This is a genomic window from Aequoribacter sp., from assembly GCF_965659035.1.
GTDB lineage: Bacteria > Pseudomonadota > Gammaproteobacteria > Pseudomonadales > Halieaceae > Aequoribacter.
This window is the reverse complement of the sequence record NZ_CBFHWH010000006.1, coordinates 39074-57031: the sequence shown is the minus strand read 5'-3', so window position 1 is coordinate 57031 and position 17958 is coordinate 39074. Positions and strand designations below refer to the sequence as shown.

Genomic DNA, 17958 nt, shown 5'->3' with positions numbered 1-17958 from the left:
CAAACGCTCTTTGAACTCGTCCGTTTTCGATGCCAGCGCCTCATCATTGAGCGCTGCCAAGGTCTCTTCGAAAGCGTTAATTTTGTTGACTAACTTGCCAATACGCTTGAGCTCGCGGTCATTACGCGTGCCAAAAATCTTTTTCACTGCATTTAAAATCATTGTCGTTGTCCTTGTTTGTTCAATTTACCGCGTATGCGGGGCGCTCACTTGAACAAAGATTAGGACAAGGTTTGATCAGCGTAGACCGAGGGGTCGATCACACGACCATAGGTGTACCAGGTCTGTGCAGTAGGAATGGGGGGGCGAACTGCATCCGCCTCATGGGTCGACTGGCGTAATGCAGGGCATGAGGCCAACAAATCGGGGGATTGTTGCTTGGGTTTAGAGCCCGCCAAGGCGTCGCCCGTAACGCTGTATTGAGCTCGAGCGTCAACATCTGGAGCTTCCACTAAGTCCGAGCAGTCAAGCTCTACCCAAAAAGCGGCGCTGTGGTTACTGCCGAATTGTGCCTCTTGCTGCCACGATGCCGACCAATCAAAGTCGCTGTGGCTTTGCGGCTTGTACAGAGGGTGCGTGGCCGCCGGTGCTTCCCCTGCAATTAAGCTCGGCAGGGCCGCAATATTGACCGCCAATGACTTAATCGTGGCGCGCGCTTTTAACTCAAGTGTGGTCGACCAGTTGGGCGACTCAAAGAATTGCTCGGCCTTCCACTCACTGACATCGCGCGAAGTAAGGTCTTCACCAGGTTCGGTCGATTGCGCACTCAGACCCAATGGCAGACCCACCAACAGCGCCGACGCAAGCGTCTTAGACCAGCGTCGCCAGTCTTCGCTCATCGCACGATAAGGTAGTTTGCCAGGGAACTTAAAACTCATGAGTAGCGGCTACGCCATAGGAATAGTAGGCGCACAATATGCCACAACAGGGGTGCAAACTCCAAGGTTAGAAGGCAACCTTGGGCGTCAAAAAGTCACAAATGCAAGCAGTAAATTAAACTGCCAGCGCCGACGAGGTTGCGTAAGAGATTGGGGCACGCTCTTGATCGTCGAAAGTGACCATCTCCCAGGCGTCTTCCTGCTCTAACAAACTGCGCAGCAGGCGGTTGTTAAGTGCATGACCCGATTTATGAGCACGGAACTCACCGATTAAGCTAAAGCCTAAGAGGTATAAATCGCCAATGGCATCCAGAATTTTGTGCTTAACGAACTCGTCGTCGTAGCGCAAACCGTCTTCGTTCAGAATACGGTATTCGTCAACCACAATGGCATTATCGACGCTACCGCCCCGCGCCAAACCTTGTGAGCGCAAATATTCAATCTCGTGCATGAAACCAAAGGTACGTGCGCGCGAAATCTCTTTGACGAAACTGGTGCTCGAAAAGTCGACCTCTGCACTGGCTTTGCGGTTGCGAAACACAGGGTGGTCAAAGTCGATGGTAAACGCCACTTTAAAGCCATCAAAGGGCAAGAAGGTCGCGGTTTTTTCACCATCAGTTACCGTCACTTCTTTCTTGATGCGAATAAAACGTTTCAAGGCGGGCTGTTCTTCGATACCCGCCGATTGAATCAAAAACACAAAAGGACCGGCACTACCGTCCATAATGGGAACCTCGGCAGCGCTGACATCGATAAACGCGTTATCGATGCCAAGGCCCGCCATGGCACTTAGCAGATGTTCAACGGTGGAGACACGCTGCCCATCGGCAATCAAGGTGGTGGAGAGAGTAGTATCACCTACGTTAAGCGCTCTGGCGGGTATTTCTACAGGAGGTGACAGATCAACACGTCGAAACACAATGCCGTTGTCAATCGGTGCCGGCGACAAACCCAGGTAGACTTTTTCCCCTGTGTGTAAGCCGATACCCGTTGCTTTAATCGGGTTGCGCAATGTGCGTTGTCTAATCATCTTCTTGTTGGCCCTTTTATGTTAACCGCCGCATGCGGTTAATGAGCGCTTAGTCCGCTTGGCGACGCAAGAACGCAGGAATATCAAAATAATCACCCCCTGCATCAAGGTCGGGCAGCTGACGCGCTGTATTCCCCTCTACTTCCGCCTGACGACGCTTAATCGTTGGGCGATCGAAGTCCCTGTAATCTGGCTTAGCCTCACCCGATGAAGCCACGCTTACGGGTTTGACAACAGAAATCGGCTTTTTCTCCTCACCGATGCGATTTAATCCCGTTGCGACCACAGTGACCTTAATTTCGTCGTGCATGTCTGGGTCGATAACGGTACCCACCACAACGGTGGCGTCTTCCGACGCAAACTCTTCAATCGTGTCACCCACATCAGAGAACTCGCCTAAAGCCAAATCTAGACCTGCGGTGATGTTCACCAAAATGCCGCGGGCGCCGCGCAGATCGATGTCGTCGAGTAGCGGACTTTGAATCGCTTTTTCGGCGGCTTCACGCGCTCGGTCTTCGCCGCTAGCTCGGCCCGTTCCCATCATGGCCATACCCATCTCTGACATAACGGTCTTCACGTCGGCGAAATCGACGTTGATCATACCCGGACGGATAATCAAATCTGCAATGCCTTGGACGGCGCCCAAGAGTACATCATTCGCCTCGCGGAAGGCATCCAATAAGCTGGTATTTTTCCCCAAAACCTCCAGCAGACGCTCGTTCGGGATGGTGATTAACGAGTCGACGTACTGCTCGAGTTCGGCCAAACCTTGAGCCGCGATCGAGTTCCGTTTTTTACCTTCAAACGAGAATGGACGCGTCACAACGGCAACGGTCAAGATGCCCAAGTCACGAGCTACCTCGGCCACGACCGGCGCAGCACCGGTACCCGTACCGCCACCCATACCCGCGGTAATAAACACCATATCCGCGCCGCGAATCGACTCGGCAATACGGTCGCGGTCGGCAAGCGCTGCGTCGCGTCCCACCATTGGATTGGCACCGGCGCCCAAACCTTTAGTGATGTCACCGCCCAACTGTAAGCGCGTTTTAGAATCGATATCGTTCAAAGCCTGCGCATCGGTATTGGCACAGATAAAATCGACACCTTCGATTTGATTCGCAATCATGTGCTTCACGGCATTACCGCCACCGCCGCCAACACCCACAACTTTGATGACTGCTGATTCTGGTACGTTATCAATAAGTTCAAACATAGCTACTTCCTCTCTCCTGTCACTGACGTGACGTTTCTCCACAGAACGGCCTAAGCCGCACTTTTAATAATTTGATTGCATCCACTCTTTCAACTTGGCCAGCAAACCTGGACCTTCAGCACGTTTGCGACGGCCTTTGGCGTTGTTCTGGCGTGAATGTGCTGCGCCGTATTCCAGCAAGCCTACTGCCGTTGCATAAATTGGGTTGCGGACAATGTCAGTTAAGCCTTTGACCCGTGTCGGAGCTCCTACACGTACGGGCATGTGAAAGATCTCTTCGGCAAGCTCAACCACACCTTCCATCTTCGAAGTCCCGCCGGTTAGGACGACACCCGCAGGAATAAGGTCTTCAAAGCCGCTGCGACGCAGCTCGGCTTGGACCAAGGTAAACAGCTCGTCATACCTTGGCTCTACGACTTCCGCAAGCGATTGGCGCGACAAATCCCGTGGCGGGCGATCACCGACGCTGGGCACTTTGATGGTCTCGTCTGCCGAGGCCAACTGAGTCAGGGCACAGGCGTATTTGATCTTGATTTCTTCGGCGTATTGCGTGGGGGTCCGCAAAGCCATAGCGATGTCGTTAGTGACTTGATCACCCGCGATCGGAATGACTCCGGTGTGACGAATCGAGCCCTCGGTGTAGATAGCGATATCGCTGGTACCGCCACCAATATCCACCATACAGACGCCTAATTCGCGTTCGTCGTCGGTCAGCACCGAGTAGCTCGAAGCGACCTGTTCAAGGATAATTTCATCAACGTCTAAACCGCAGCGCTTAATGCACTTTTCGATGTTCTGGGCCGCGTTTACGGCGCAGGTAACCAGATGCACTTTTGCTTCTAAACGCACGCCCGACATCCCCAAGGGCTCACGAATACCCTCCTGATTGTCGATCACGTACTCCTGCGGCAGTATGTGAAGAATTTTTTGGTCCGCAGGAATCGCGACCGCTTGCGCGGCATCCAGCACGCGCTCGAGGTCAGCCTCGATCACCTCGCCATCTTTAATCGCCACAATGCCGTGCGAATTCAAGCTGCGCACATGACTCCCCGCAATACCGACATACACCGAGCTAATCTGGCAGCCTGCCATCAACTCAGCTTCTTCAATCGCGCGCTGCACCGACTGAACCGTAGACTCGATATTGACTACAACACCCTTTTTCATACCGCGCGAAGGGTGTGATCCCATGCCGATGATTTCGATATCACCATTGGCATCGACCTCGGCCACCAAGGCAACGACTTTTGATGTGCCAATATCGAGCCCCACAATGATTCGGTTTTGTGTCTGACTCACCATATTAATCTCCCCTTCCGCTTCGGCTCGCGAAACCCGAAAGCACCTGCACTTGATTTGGATTTGCCACGGCCAAGGCGTTGCGATAGCGCACATCAATCGCCAAAGCTGCGTCGCTGTCAGCACCGTAACGCTCATGCCATTCTAAAAACCGCTGAAAGCGCGTCAGTTGCGCGCGACGCCCAAGCTTCACCGTGGAGCCGTTGTGCATTAGCACGCTCAATTGTCCCAATGAGTCCATGCTCAAGCTGTCAAGACGAAGCGTTTTGTCGCCCAGCAGACCTGACAATTGCAGATACAGATCCATAAGCTCTGACTGCTGATTTAAATCGCCCGAGAGCTTTGGTAACACCAGCCCTTGGCTCCCCGGCACGGGCTCAAACACCTGTCCCTCAGAATTCAAGAACGACCCGTCACCCCACAGGGCAACCGGCGTGTGAGGCTTTATCTCTAGGCGCATGGTATTCGGCCACACCCGTGTAGCCGCCGCACTTTGAATCCAAGGCAGCGCCTCGACTAAGACTTCGGTTTGCTCTAGCTCCCAGTCGGCTGCGGTTTCAGCGACGTTTTCAACCAGCCACCCTTGCAGCGCCTGACGGTGTAACTCGCCGATTTCGCCCACAATGACGACCCGCTCCAGAGGCTGAGTCATAATCTTAACCAACACGGTTATAGCGCCCGCCAATACCAGGACAACGGCTAGGACAGAAGGTAGTGACTGACCCATACGACGAGCCTGCGCCAGCGCTGAGTAGTATTTTTGCAGTAGCTGGGCCTTCTTCATGAGCGCACCTCTACTCGAGCCAGGCTCAACTCGATAATCTCGCGCAGTAAGTCCTGCAAACTCAAGCCTGCGGCTTTGGCAGCCATTGGGACTAGACTGTGCGAGGTCATTCCAGGCACCGTGTTGGCTTCGAGGATGTAGGATTGCCCCTGCTGATCCACCATAAAATCGACTCTGCCCCAAACAGCACAATCAATCGCATGAAAAGCCGCAAGCGCTAAGTTCGCGAGCTCGGCTTCTCGCTCTTCACTTAAGCCGCAGGGGCAAAAGTACTGGGTATCATTCGAGACATACTTAGCGTGGTAGTCATAAAAGGTTTCGGTGGCCTGCAAGCGAATAGCAGGTAGCGCGCGATCACCCAAAATAGCGACGGTGTACTCTTCACCCACAATGCGACGCTCGGCAAAGACTGGGCCGTGGTAGAGGCTCGCGTTGGCATAGGCCTGGGCCAGCTCTTCCGCTGAGCTCGCTATGCTCATGCCGATACTAGAGCCTTCATACGCTGGTTTTACAAAGACCTCACCAAGGGACTGTATGACCGCTTCAAAATCGGTGTCAGACGCCAATACAGCGGCTTCAGCAACAGGCAAACCCGCATCCCGCCAAATCGCTTTGCTGCGCAACTTATCCATTCCCAGTGCTGCACCGAGCACACCTGAACCCGATTGCGGCAAGCCTAATGTCGCCAATAAACCCTGCACCGAACCATTCTCGCCCGAGCCACCGTGCAAGATATTAAACACAAAATCGACGCCATCGAGCTGTTCGAGCCAATCGCTGTTCACTGGATCGACCGATCGCACCTGTGCGCACAGAGGTGCTAAATTGTCGACCACTGTCGCTCCACTCATCAACGACACTTCTCGCTCTGATGAAGTGCCACCTAACAGGACAGCGACTACGCATTGATCAAGGGCTTTAGTTAACATGCTTAAGGCCCTCGTAATCAACTTGCACCAAATTGTGCGCCAGAGACGTAATGTTGCCCGCACCTTGGGTAATCAAGACATCATCGGCGGCAAGAACCGAGGCCAACAACTCAGGAACTTCATCAATGCCCGCAGCATAGATGGGGTCAACGAGACCTCGCTGGCGAATGCTACGAGCCAATGATTTACTGTCCGCGCCCGGTATTTCTGCCTCACCGGCCGCATAAACATCCAATAAAATTAAGACATCGCAGCGGCTTAATACCCGCACGAAGTCGTCGTAAAGATCACGTGTACGGGTAAAGCGATGCGGTTGATACACCATAACCACACGTGATTCGGGCCACACTTGAGCCGCAGAATTTAAGGTCGCCTCCACCTCCGTAGGGTGATGGCCGTAGTCGTCAACCAAAACCGCTTGTCCACGCGCGTGCTGCAAACGTCCCAACTGCTCAAAACGTCGCCCCACACCAGCGAAGTTGGCCAAACCATCTTGCACGGCGGCAGCCGGTAAGCCCTCATCTAAGGCAACAGCCGCGGTGGCTGCAGCGTTGAGCACATTGTGTAAACCGGGTGAGTTAACCCGCAGCGGCAGCACCCCATGATTGGGCGTCTGCAGTTGAAAATCGCTGGCGGCACCGGCGGCTTTAATGCTGCGGATGCAGTAGTCGGCGTCAGAGTCTTGACCATAGGTCAATATCGACCGGTTAATCTGAGGAATCAGTGCTTTGATTTCTGGGTCATCTAGGCACAACACTGCCGACCCGTAGAACGGGAGATTATGCAAAAACTCGATAAAAGTTTTGCGAAGCTGCTGTAAATCGCCACCGTAGGTATCCATGTGGTCCGCTTCGATGTTGGTCACCACCGATACCATTGGCGTTAAGTGTAAGAATGATGCGTCACTCTCATCTGCCTCAGCAATCAGGTAGTGACTGGCGCCTAGTTTCGCATTACTACCGGATTGATTGACCCGACCGCCAATGACGTACGTGGGGTCGAGCCCTGCTGCGGCAAATACTGAAGCGATCATACTGGTCGTCGTCGTTTTACCGTGCGTTCCAGCCACCGCAATACCGTGGCGATAGCGCATAAGCTCAGCCAGCATCTGTGCGCGCGGCACGGTTGGAATACGCGCATCGCGCGCCGCTTGATATTCCACATTATCAGCCGCCACTGCTGTGGAAGTCACAACGACATCCACATCCTTGATGTAGTCCGCTGAATGCCCGATAAACACCTCGACACCCGCTCGGATCAAACGTTCGGTAACCGCCGACTCGCGCATATCAGAGCCCGACACTTGATAGCCTAGATTCGCCAACACTTCGGCGATACCGCTCATACCCGAACCGCCTACGCCAATAAAGTGAATACGCTTAATGCGACGCATAGCTGGCACAGCAAAACTTTGAGGATTACGCGCCACTTAGCACCTCCTCACAAGCTTGCACAATACGAGCAGTCGCGTCCGTTTTAGCCGCCTGTTTCGCGGCTCGAGACATCGCCGCTAAAGTCTCAGGTTGACGCAACCACTGAGCCCATTGGCTCGACAAATCGGATGCGTTGAGATTGTCTTGCTCGATTACAATCGCCGCACCGGCGTTTACTAAGTGCTGCGCGTTTTTACGTTGATGATCATCAATGGCAATGGGTAGAGGTATCAGCGCCGCAGGACACGCCGCGGCTAACAGCTCAGAACAGGTGAGAGCACCCGCTCGAGCGACAACGACATCAGCCCAAGCAAAGGCTGCGGCCATATCTTCAATAAAAGGTGAGATACGCACGTGCGTGATACCCCGAGCGGCATACATTGCGCCAACATCGGCCGTGTGTGCTTGTCCAACTTGGTGCCACACAGATAAGCCATAGCTGGCTTCGTTAGTCTCAAATTGCGCGACTGCATCGGGAATGACTCGGTTGATCGCCAAAGCACCCTGCGAACCACCCAGTACCAATACGCGTAGATCGCGTTGGCCATCGAAGGTTTGACGCTGTTCTCCGACTGCAGCAATTTCGGAGCGCACTGGGTTACCCACCACCTCAGCGTTGACCGAAGCATCAAAGGCACCGTCGAACGCGGCAAAGACACGCGACGCAATTCGGCGCAACCATCGGTTGGTGCTACCCGCGACGGCATTCTGCTCGTGAATAAATAGCGGGCGCCCCATCAACATCGCAGCGACACCACCCGGGGCCGCAACGTAGCCCCCCATACCGATAACCAAGGAAGGTCGATGGCGCAACATCAAAAACGTGGCCTGTTCAATAGACCAGATTAGTCGAGCGACACCACTGACGATACTCGTCAACGATTTGCCGCGCAGGCCCCTGACGGATAAGTTGTGCAGAGGAATGCCCGCTGCCGGAACGATACGCGCCTCTAACCCAGCTTGCGTGCCCAACCAGCTAACCCGATAGCCTTTGGCCTCCAGCGCTTTTGCCACCGCCAATGCCGGAAAGATATGACCACCTGTGCCACCTGCCATCATCATCACTAAAGGAGCCTTCTTCATGACCTAGGCCTCCTTGGTTCGGGTTTGTCACACTCTCGCGTCATGCGCAGAGCTATCGCCAACAAACACAGAGTCACAATCAAAGAGCTCCCGCCAAAGCTGATCATGGGCAGCGTTAGGCCTTTAGTGGGGAGCAAACCCATGCTCATGCCCATACTGACAAAGACTTGGCCAGCGAGCATAAAGGCAATTCCGGCGAAGACGTGACTCTCGAAGGTACGCTGCACAGTCAGCGCCCGGCGGCTCCACCACAGCAAACGCGAAATTAGCGCGATAAACACCAACAGTAGACAGATCGAGCCAATAAAACCGGTTTCCTCGGCCCAAATTGAGAACACAAAATCGGTGTGGGCTTCTGGCAAGTAGAACAACTTCTGGACCGACTGACCAAAACCCACGCCGGCCAACTCGCCACGACCAAAAGCAATTAAAGATTGAGTGAGCTGAAAGCCAGTGTTAAAGGGGTCTGCCCACGGATCTTGGTAGGCCAAAAAGCGTTGTAAGCGATACGGGGCAAAGGCCACCATACCCACACCGATCAACGCCAAACCTAGCGCAACAATCGTGAACTGCATCAAGCGAACGCCGGCCAGAAACAGCATGCCTAAGGCCGTTCCGCAGACAATTACCGTGGCACCAAAATCCGGCTCTAACAGTAACAACACGCTCAAAATGCCAAGAATCACGAGCGGCTTGAAGAAGCCTGTCCAACTTTCACGGACCTCGTCTTCGCGACGACGCAAGTAAGACGCCAAGAACAGTACCAACGCCGCTTTCGCCACCTCAGAGGGCTGCAGATTCACGATCACCAGTGGAATCCAGCGCTGTGCGCCATTCACTTCGCGCCCAACACCCGGAATAAGAACAACCACCAATAAAGCGATTGCGATCAACAACCAGATCCACGAGGTACCGTCCCAGAAGCGCGGAGGAATCTGATACACCAGGGCGGCGGCAAGGGTCGCGACGCACAGATAGATTGCATGCTTCATCGCGTGATACCACGCCCATCCGTAGGTCGTTTCTGCGTAGTCAACCGAGGCGCTGGCGATGGCCAGCAAACCCACACAGCACAACACACAGATGCAAGTGATTAGCCAACGGTCGAACGCAGCAGCAGCTGGGTTAGAGGTCACCACACTATTCATGGGCTCCTCCAGGCAGTGATGAAACGAAATACACGAACTGGTCACCGCGGTCTTGATAATTTTTAAACTGATCCATGCTCGCGCAAGCTGGCGACAACAAAACGGTATCGCCGGGCTGAGCAATTTCGGCGGCTCGGCTAACCGCCTGCTGCAAATTCTCGACTTGAATCGCAGGTCTCAACAGGGGTAGAGCCGCCAATTCGCCTGCAGCTTCACCGAATACGACCACTTCGCGGACATAGCGGTTGATGGCGGCCACCAAGGCACTAAAATCTTGCCCCTTACCCAGCCCCCCGGCCAGCAATACAAGATCACTGTTTGGGCCAAGCCCTTGAATGGCAGCCAAGGCCGCACCGACATTCGTCGCTTTGGAGTCATTGACGTAGGTTACACCGGCGATGGTTTGCACGACTCGGCAACGGTGAGGTAACCCACTAAAGGTTCGTAAAGTCGCCGCCATCGACTCGGGAGTGACGTCAAAACAAGCGGCTATGGCACAAGCGACCAAAGCATTAAGGTGATTGTGCCGCCCCGGCAAAGCCATTTCAGACACGTCAATAATCTTGCTAACGCCCACCCACAGGGCATCGTTCAACAATTTAAACTCAGCATCGCGATGAGCTTTTGCACCATAACGAATCACTCGCACGGTGCTATCGACTAAAGGTTGGGTCAGCACGTCATCGTCATTGACCACAGCCGTTTTAGCCTTTCTAAAAATGCGGTGTTTTGCCGCGTGGTAAGCGGCCATTGAGCCATGGTGGTCGATGTGATCCGCGGTGACGTTCAAAACAACCGCGACATCCAAACCCAGAGCGCTCGAGCGCTCTAACTGAAAGCTGGACATCTCGAGCACATACACTTCGATGTCATCATCAAGAATGGCTAGCGCCGCGGGCGATAAATTACCGCCTACTGCGGCCCGCAGTCCGGCTTTGGACAGCATCTCGCCAACCAGGGTTGTTACCGTGGACTTGCCGTTGGAGCCAGTAATACCAATGACCGGCGCCCTGGCAGCTTCCATGAATAAATCCAAGTCACCCAAAACCAAGGCACCGCTGGCCTGCGCTTCGATTACCATGGGTTCGCTTAGGGCGATACCGGGGCTTACCACCCAGGTGACGCTGGAATCATAATAATCTTGCGGCGCGCTCTCGTGGTACAAGGGAACCTCAGGATGCACATCTTTAAGCCATGAGGTATTGGGTGGCTGCTTGCGTGTATCCACCACACTCACAGTTTTACCCTGAGCACGCAAGTGGTTTACTACCGACATACCGGTCTCACCCAAACCCACCACGAGGTAGCGTTGGTCAGTGGCGATGAGCTGTTGGCGTGAGGATACGTTCATGCGTCTACCTCAACTTCAGGGTCGCAAGACCAAACAAGACCAACATGACCGTAATAATCCAAAAGCGCACGATAACTCTGGGCTCCGGCCATCCCTTCAACTCGTAGTGATGATGAATAGGTGCCATTCGAAACACGCGTTTACCGGTGAGTTTGAACGAGGCCACCTGAATAATGACCGACACAGTTTCCAGTACGAAAATGCCACCCATGATGAAGAAAACGATTTCGTGCCGAGTAATCACCGCCACACAGCCCAACGCGGCGCCTAAGGCCAGCGCACCAACGTCGCCCATAAAGACTTGGGCTGGGTAGGTGTTAAACCACAGAAACCCAAGGCCAGCCCCGGCAATCGCACCACAAAAGACCGCCAATTCTCCGCTGCCCGGGACGTAAGGAATAAACAAATATTCCGCAAAGTCCACTCGCCCTGTCAGGTAGGCGATAATACCCAGAGCCGATCCCACCATGACCGAGGGCAAAATAGCGAGGCCGTCGAGGCCGTCGGTTAAATTCACGGCATTGCTGCCACCGACAATTACAAAGTAGGTCAGCACAATCGAAAACCAACCTAAAGGTACGATCCAATCCTTCAGGAAGGGCACATACAGTTCGGTCATTGCATCCAGACCTGAGAAGGCATAGAGATAATACGCCGCCGCCAATCCTAATAGCGATTGCCAGAAATACTTCCAGCGCGCAGGCAGGCCGCGCGAATCGCGTTCGACGACTTTTCGATAGTCATCGACCCAGCCCACAATACCAAAACCTAGGGTGACCAATAGGGTTACCCAAACATATTGATTTTCAAGGTCACCCCATAACAAAGTGCTCAGCGCAACCGAGCTTAAAATTAAAATACCACCCATGGTGGGTGTTCCGGCTTTGACGAGATGCGTTTGTGGGCCGTCATCGCGAACCGCTTGGCCAACTTTTAAACGATGTAGGTAGCGGATCGTGGCTGGACCAGTGATCAGTGCAATGGCAAGGGCCGTTCCGGCCGCTAATATGCTGCGCAGTGTTAAATAGCCGAATACTCGAAACGAGGTATCAAATTGGCTTAAGTACTCGCTCAACCACACTAGCATGCTGCACCCCCAAGCGTCTGCAAATGAGAAGCAACACGATCCAACCGCGCACTGCGCGAAGCCTTTACTAAAATCCAATCGAACGCGGGTAGACTGCGCAATTCATCTATGATGGCCTGAGTATCGGCAAAGTATCGCAGGCGGCTATCTGTTAAGTCAGGCCAAGTTGTACCGCTCAACCAAATCTCGTTCACTGATCCAGCGAGCGCTTGCTCAATAACTTGCCGATGATACTCGTCGCTATTTGCACCCAACTCGGCCATGGGTCCCAGTATGGCGAGACGCGCCCCCTGGCTGCGCTCCAGCGCCGCTAAAGCCTGACGCATCGCTTCAGGGCTCGCGTTGTAAGAGTCATCCACCAAGGTGGTTTGATCTGACAAGGTAATTCGAGCAAGACGCCCTTGAACGGCTTGAACAGAGGCCACCTGCGCAACGATCCTGTCTAAGCTCATACCGCAGGCCAAACAGGCCGCGACACTGGCCGCAATGTTAGACGCGTTGTGAGCGCCGACTAAACCAGAAACCACCTCGCACTCTCCTGCAGGGGTTCTCAGTCGCAGAGCAAGGCCTGAAAATCCTCGGTCAGACACCTCCAAGACCTGAATATCATTGGCATCGGAGTAACCAAAGGTCACAATCTTGCCGGCCGCTCTATTTTGCCAAGCACTGAGGTAAGGTGAGTCTCCGGGCATAACAGCAACATCCGTCGGCTTCATACCATCAAAGATTTCACCTTTGGTCTGCGCTATCACCTCGATCGACCCAAAGGTTTCCATATGAGCCGGCAGCACCGCCGTTAGAATTCGCACATTGGGTTCGACCACAGCACACAAATAGGCAATATCACCCTGAAAGCGAGCACCCATTTCCACTACGGCAAATTGATCCTCTGGACCCAGCTCTAACAGGGTGAGCGGTACCCCAATCTCGTTGTTGTAGTTTCCCTGCGTCGCACTGGTGGCACCCTGTGCGCTCAGGATATGGGCAACTGTCGATTTTACCGTGGTCTTTCCGGCACTTCCGGTAATGCCCACAAAGGTTGCGGCAGACGATTGGCGGACGCTTTTTGCCCAGTCAGCTAGGGCAGACAAGCAATTCTCAACTTTAATCTGTGTGATCTCAACCGGCACCCAACGTTCGACTAGGGCTGCGACAGCGCCTCGCGCACGAGCCGCTTCGACATAGTCATGTCCGTCGGCTTTGTCACCTTTAAACGCGACAAACAAATCACCCGCCTGAACCTGGCGCGAGTCGAAATTCAAACCATGAATAGTCGCCGCTGAACCGCGAGTTTGCGCGTCCAGCAAGAAGGCTAACTGATCAGAGGAAATACGGGTGTTCATGCGCATTTCCTCAAGTCCAAAGCAGCTTGCGCGACTTCCCGATCCGAAAAAGGAAACGCAACATCGCCAATAATCTGTTCGGTCTCGTGGCCTTTGCCAGCGATCACCAGCGTGTCACCAGGGGACGCTGCCATAATCGCCGATTCAATGGCGACGGCGCGGTCCTCTATGACCAAACGCGCATGGGCGCAGCCAACTCGAATATCGTCCAGTATCTTAGACGGGTTCTCCGCTCTCGGGTTGTCGCTGGTCAACACCACCCAGTCGGCGCCTTCTGCCGCAGCCTGCCCCATCAATGGACGCTTCGATTTGTCGCGATCGCCGCCACAACCAAATACCACCCATAAATCGTTTTTGACTGTAGGTCTGAGCACCTGCAACACCCGCGCTATAGCATCAGGCGTATGCGCATAATCGACGTAAACGGCCACATCGCTGTCTAAGCCAACGCGTTCCAGCCGACCTGGAACACCTCGCAGTCTTCCGGCCGCGGCGACTAAATCTTCAAAACGCAGACCTTCCGCCCACAGCATAAACAACGCAGTTAGGGTATTGCGCAAATAAAACTCACCCACCAAGGGCAACTGTAGGCGATATTCAAATCCCTCCAGTCGCACGGTCGCCGTCGTACCGTCAGCGTCATACTGAGCGACAACCACTGCATCAGCGTCAGCAACTTCGCCCAAGGTAAACCCTAACACCTGTACGTTAGTGGGCACTTGCTGTCGCAAAGCACGCACCTCAGGGTTGTCCAAATCCAGTACCACTGCACGCAACTCCGGTAACGCCAAAATTTTGGCTTTAGCGGCAATGTACTCGCTCATCGTGCCGTGATAATCCAAGTGATCTTGGGTAATATTCGTGATAGCCGCAGTGGTGATATTTAACCCGGTCAGGCGATTTTGCACCAGACCATGTGACGACGCCTCGAGTGCAGCCCAACGCACGTTCTGCGCGGCCGCTGAGGCCAAAAACCGGTGAATTTCAACCACATCAGGTGTGGTATTGCTGCTGGGACTGAATCCAGTGGGCAGCTGAAAACCTAAAGTCCCAACCGTCGCCGCGGCTTGCTCGAGCTCCCCCAGCAACTGTGCCAGTAACTGCACCGTCGAGGTTTTACCGTTAGTACCCGTTACTGCAAGCGTTCGCAGCTCCTGCTTATCCGTTTCAAAAAATCGCATCGCAACAATACCCGAGGTCGCTCGCACATCGCTCACCACCACTAGACCTATATGGTCGGGTAAGTTCATTTCCTCGTCAGCGATAATTCCACTGGCACCGCGAGCCACCGCATCGTTCACGAAATTGACACCTTGGTGCGTATGCCCGGGCACCGCGATGAATAGACTACCGAGCGATGCAGCGCGACTGTCCGTTACAATGCCCGTAATCTTCGCGTCGCGCAGGCAGCGACCCAAATCTGCGCACAACTCTGACAACATCACGACGCGCTCAGCCATCGCTTGATTCCCCCGCTAGGGCCTGCGCTGCGGCGGCTAACTGAATAACTGGGGATTGCTGATTGGGCGATTCACCCAAAATTCTCAACATAGCAGCCGTCATATCGGCGAAAACGGGCGCGGCAATTGCGCCTCCACCCACCGACTCGCCTTTGGGCTCGTTGACCATGACAACCGTCACAAAGCGAGGGTTGTCGGCCGGAGCCATACCGGCAAACCAAGCGATATAGCGCTTGCGATCGTAACCACCGGCACCAGCTTTGTGCACGGTTCCCGTTTTACCCGCCACGCTGAAGCCAGGCACGTTAGCCAGAATACCCGTGCCACCCTTGCCCGTTACTGCGCCCAGCATAGCGCGCAGTTCAGACGCTATCGCAGGCGTTGTCACCGGCATCGCGGGTGGCATGTTTGCCTCGGCAGTAGCAACCAAGGTCAGCGGTTGTAAGCGACCATAATTGGCAATGGCCCCATAAAATGCCGCCAGCTGAGCCGGTGACACCGTCACACCATAACCAAAAGCGAGTGTTGCTTGCTCGATGTCGCTCCAGCGCGACTGCTGCGGCAACATACCTGCCGTTTCACCGGGAAACCCAGTCCCGAGCGGCTGCCCAACACCAAAACGCTGCAACACCGGCAGCAGCGAATCACGCCCAATATCCAAGGCCAGCTTTGTGGTCCCAATTTGGCTTGATTTTGCCAGAACGCCGGCCAGGGTGAGCTGCCCGTAATCGACCGGGTCTTTAAAGGTTTTACCTTGCACCACCATCCAGCCGGGACTGGTTTCAAAGACCGTGTCGGCGGTGTAACGCCCCGTCTCTAGCGCCGCTACCGCCGTCAGAGCCTTTAAGGTAGAGCCCGGCTCGTACTGATCAACGAACACTCGGTTACGAGCCGCACTGGCCGAAAATGTACTGCGATCGTTGGGGTTAAAACTGGGATAGTTCGACACCGCCAAAATCTCACCGGTATGACTATCGATCGTAATTGCTGAGGCCCCCATGGCCTCAGATCTTGCCACTACAGACTGCAACGCGCGGTATTGAACATACTGCAGGCGCAAGTCGATACTGAGCCGCACATCGCGCCCGTCAGCGGCTGTTGACTCAATACCAACGTCGCGAATCGCCTTGCCTGATCGGTCTTTAATGTATTTTTTCCGCCCGGGGGTTCCACTCAGCACGTGATCGAAGGCAAGTTCTAGGCCGGATAAACCCGTATCGCTGTCGCCCGTCAAACCGATCAGCTGCGCGGTCAGATCAGCCGCGGGATAAAAACGCTTATAGTCACGTTGCGCTACCAGACCAGGCATGCCACTCGCCAACACGGGTGCTGCCTGTTCGGGAGTCACGTGTTTTTTGACATACATGAATTGGCGGTCTTGATACTGCTGAAACCTTTGTTTGAGCTCTTTAGCGTCAAGCGTCAAGAGACGAGCCAGGGTATCTAGATTAGAGACATCAAACTGCTGCGGATTTAAAGACAGGGTCAGCACGGGTGTCGAGACGGCTAAAGGCTGGCCGCTACGATCTAAAATCGCCCCACGATGTGCTGGAATTTGGGCGTAGCGCACGGTTCTCGCATCGCCCTGACTCTGTAAAAACTGTTGTCCCTGCTCGACATCCAGCAACTGCAACATGGCCAAACGCCCTATTAAGGCCACCGCCAGAACCAGTAAAAAGGCGAGGCACAGCAGAAAACGCCAAGAGCTCACCTGGACCTCACCGGCAACCCTACTCACTAGGCACCACCCGTATTTGAGTCGGCGATGCTGCCACCATGTCCATATCGGCACTGATATCGTCGACGCGATCCATGCGCGTGTACGTACTCAACTCGAGCAACAGGCGACTCGACTCGTCACGCAAAAACCACTGGCGACTCTCGGCCACCTGCAGCTGCGTGGTCACATTACGCGTTTGCTGGGTTACACCAATAACGGCAAAACCGCTCAACACCACAGCAAGTGCCAGCAATATGACTTGCCACATACGCAAACTCATCGCCGACGCTCCGCAATTCTGAGCACGGCACTCCGCGCGCGGACATTTGTCTGTACTTCACGCTCCGATGGCTTTATGGCTTTACCCACTAAAGCCAAGGGGCCTCGCATTGCGTCACCCTGCACGGGAACACCGCGGGGGATCTTCGGCCCCTGAGAAGCCTTACGCATAAATTGCTTCACCTTGCGGTCTTCTAAAGAGTGAAAGCTGATAACCGCCAAACGACCGCCGGGCGACAAGCAATCCACCACAGCGTCTAGCAGGACATCTAAGTCCTCAAGTTCTCGGTTAATCGCAATTCGCAAGGCCTGAAAGGTTCGAGTGGCCGGATGCTTGTGTTTTTCCCAACGCGGATGCGCGACTTTAACGAGCTCGGCGAGTTGCAAGGTCGTTGTGATGGGGCTGTCAGCGCGGGCCTTTACAATGGCGGCCGCAATGCGACGCGCAAAACGCTCTTCACCATAGTCGCGCAGCACCGAGATCAAATCAGTCTCAGAGACCCACTGCAGATACTCAGCCACCGTTTGTCCGCTTGAGTTATCCATACGCATGTCCAGAGGACCTTGGCGCTGAAAAGAAAAGCCACGTTCATCTTGATCTAACTGAGGACTAGAAACGCCTAAATCCAGTAGCACACCATCAACACCCACCCAACCCAATTGACGCAAGGCATCAGGCAAATCGGCGAAGCTACCGTGATAAACCGATACTCGGGCGTCTTCAGCCGCCAAGGCCTGGGCAACTTCGATAGCTTGTGGGTCTTTATCCATTACTAGGACGGCAGCGTCATCATTCAGCAGAGCCAAGAGCGCGCGGGTGTGACCACCACGACCAAAGGTGCCGTCGACATAGCGGCCCGACAAAGGACCAACCAGCCCTTGCAGCGACTCTTCTAGCAATACCGACTCGTGCATCCT

General features: G+C 54.4%; 17 protein-coding genes. All 17 read right to left on the bottom strand.

The annotated features are described in order from the left end of the window. Positions 1-162, bottom strand: a 162-nt coding sequence (locus ACTF5Z_RS02235) for a hypothetical protein (RefSeq protein ID WP_438984336.1), incomplete at its 3' end; no start/stop codon positions are given. A 59-nt stretch (positions 163-221) separates the two neighbouring features. After that, positions 222-878: a hypothetical protein gene (locus ACTF5Z_RS02230; protein ID WP_438984334.1), complete on the bottom strand. Its 657-nt coding sequence runs from the start codon at positions 876-878 to the stop codon at positions 222-224. A gap of 115 nt (positions 879-993) precedes the next feature. Further along, positions 994-1908, bottom strand: a complete 915-nt coding sequence (gene lpxC, locus ACTF5Z_RS02225; protein WP_009575683.1) for a UDP-3-O-acyl-N-acetylglucosamine deacetylase — start codon at positions 1906-1908, stop codon at positions 994-996. 49 nt (positions 1909-1957) lie between these two features. Further along, the gene (gene ftsZ / locus ACTF5Z_RS02220) at positions 1958-3124 is read right to left on the bottom strand and encodes a cell division protein FtsZ (RefSeq protein ID WP_009575682.1); all 1167 of its coding nucleotides are present in this window, start codon (positions 3122-3124) and stop codon (positions 1958-1960) included. A 63-nt stretch (positions 3125-3187) separates the two neighbouring features. After that, the gene (gene ftsA, locus ACTF5Z_RS02215) at positions 3188-4426 is read right to left on the bottom strand and encodes a cell division protein FtsA (protein WP_438984333.1); all 1239 of its coding nucleotides are present in this window, start codon (positions 4424-4426) and stop codon (positions 3188-3190) included. 1 nt (position 4427) lies between these two features. Next, the gene (locus ACTF5Z_RS02210) at positions 4428-5207 is read right to left on the bottom strand and encodes a cell division protein FtsQ/DivIB (protein ID WP_438984332.1); all 780 of its coding nucleotides are present in this window, start codon (positions 5205-5207) and stop codon (positions 4428-4430) included. Further along, on the bottom strand, positions 5204-6136 hold the full coding sequence (locus tag ACTF5Z_RS02205) for a D-alanine--D-alanine ligase (RefSeq protein WP_438984331.1): 933 nt from the start codon (positions 6134-6136) through the stop codon (positions 5204-5206). Before ACTF5Z_RS02205 ends, ACTF5Z_RS02210 begins: the two co-directional genes overlap by 4 nt. Then, positions 6126-7565, bottom strand: a complete 1440-nt coding sequence (gene murC, locus ACTF5Z_RS02200; protein ID WP_438984330.1) for a UDP-N-acetylmuramate--L-alanine ligase — start codon at positions 7563-7565, stop codon at positions 6126-6128. Before murC ends, ACTF5Z_RS02205 begins: the two co-directional genes overlap by 11 nt. Then, positions 7555-8652 carry an undecaprenyldiphospho-muramoylpentapeptide beta-N-acetylglucosaminyltransferase gene (murG, locus tag ACTF5Z_RS02195; protein WP_423850158.1) on the bottom strand — a complete coding sequence of 366 codons (1098 nt, stop codon included), beginning with the start codon at positions 8650-8652 and terminating at the stop codon, positions 7555-7557. The genes murC and murG overlap by 11 nt, the downstream gene beginning before the upstream one ends. Then, positions 8649-9800, bottom strand: coding sequence for a putative lipid II flippase FtsW (ftsW, locus tag ACTF5Z_RS02190; RefSeq protein WP_423850157.1), 1152 nt, complete (start codon positions 9798-9800; stop codon positions 8649-8651). The genes murG and ftsW overlap by 4 nt, the downstream gene beginning before the upstream one ends. Beyond that, the gene (murD, locus tag ACTF5Z_RS02185; RefSeq protein WP_438984329.1) at positions 9793-11151 is read right to left on the bottom strand and encodes a UDP-N-acetylmuramoyl-L-alanine--D-glutamate ligase; all 1359 of its coding nucleotides are present in this window, start codon (positions 11149-11151) and stop codon (positions 9793-9795) included. Before murD ends, ftsW begins: the two co-directional genes overlap by 8 nt. Before the next feature lie 4 nt (positions 11152-11155). Further along, entirely contained in the window at positions 11156-12238 is a 1083-nt protein-coding gene (gene mraY / locus ACTF5Z_RS02180) for a phospho-N-acetylmuramoyl-pentapeptide-transferase (protein WP_423849192.1), read from the bottom strand. Continuing rightward, complete coding sequence (locus ACTF5Z_RS02175) at positions 12232-13581, bottom strand: UDP-N-acetylmuramoyl-tripeptide--D-alanyl-D-alanine ligase (RefSeq protein WP_438984328.1); 1350 nt, start codon at positions 13579-13581, stop codon at positions 12232-12234. The genes mraY and ACTF5Z_RS02175 overlap by 7 nt, the downstream gene beginning before the upstream one ends. Continuing rightward, positions 13578-15041, bottom strand: coding sequence for a UDP-N-acetylmuramoyl-L-alanyl-D-glutamate--2,6-diaminopimelate ligase (locus tag ACTF5Z_RS02170; protein WP_438984327.1), 1464 nt, complete (start codon positions 15039-15041; stop codon positions 13578-13580). Before ACTF5Z_RS02170 ends, ACTF5Z_RS02175 begins: the two co-directional genes overlap by 4 nt. Beyond that, positions 15034-16779 (bottom strand): peptidoglycan D,D-transpeptidase FtsI family protein, encoded by a 1746-nt coding sequence (locus ACTF5Z_RS02165; protein ID WP_438984326.1) that lies wholly within the window; start codon positions 16777-16779, stop codon positions 15034-15036. The genes ACTF5Z_RS02170 and ACTF5Z_RS02165 overlap by 8 nt, the downstream gene beginning before the upstream one ends. Continuing rightward, positions 16772-17041: a cell division protein FtsL gene (gene ftsL / locus ACTF5Z_RS02160; RefSeq protein WP_423849188.1), complete on the bottom strand. Its 270-nt coding sequence runs from the start codon at positions 17039-17041 to the stop codon at positions 16772-16774. Before ftsL ends, ACTF5Z_RS02165 begins: the two co-directional genes overlap by 8 nt. Next, positions 17038-17955, bottom strand: coding sequence for a 16S rRNA (cytosine(1402)-N(4))-methyltransferase RsmH (gene rsmH, locus ACTF5Z_RS02155; RefSeq protein ID WP_438984325.1), 918 nt, complete (start codon positions 17953-17955; stop codon positions 17038-17040). Before rsmH ends, ftsL begins: the two co-directional genes overlap by 4 nt. Positions 17956-17958: the final 3 nt, after the last annotated feature.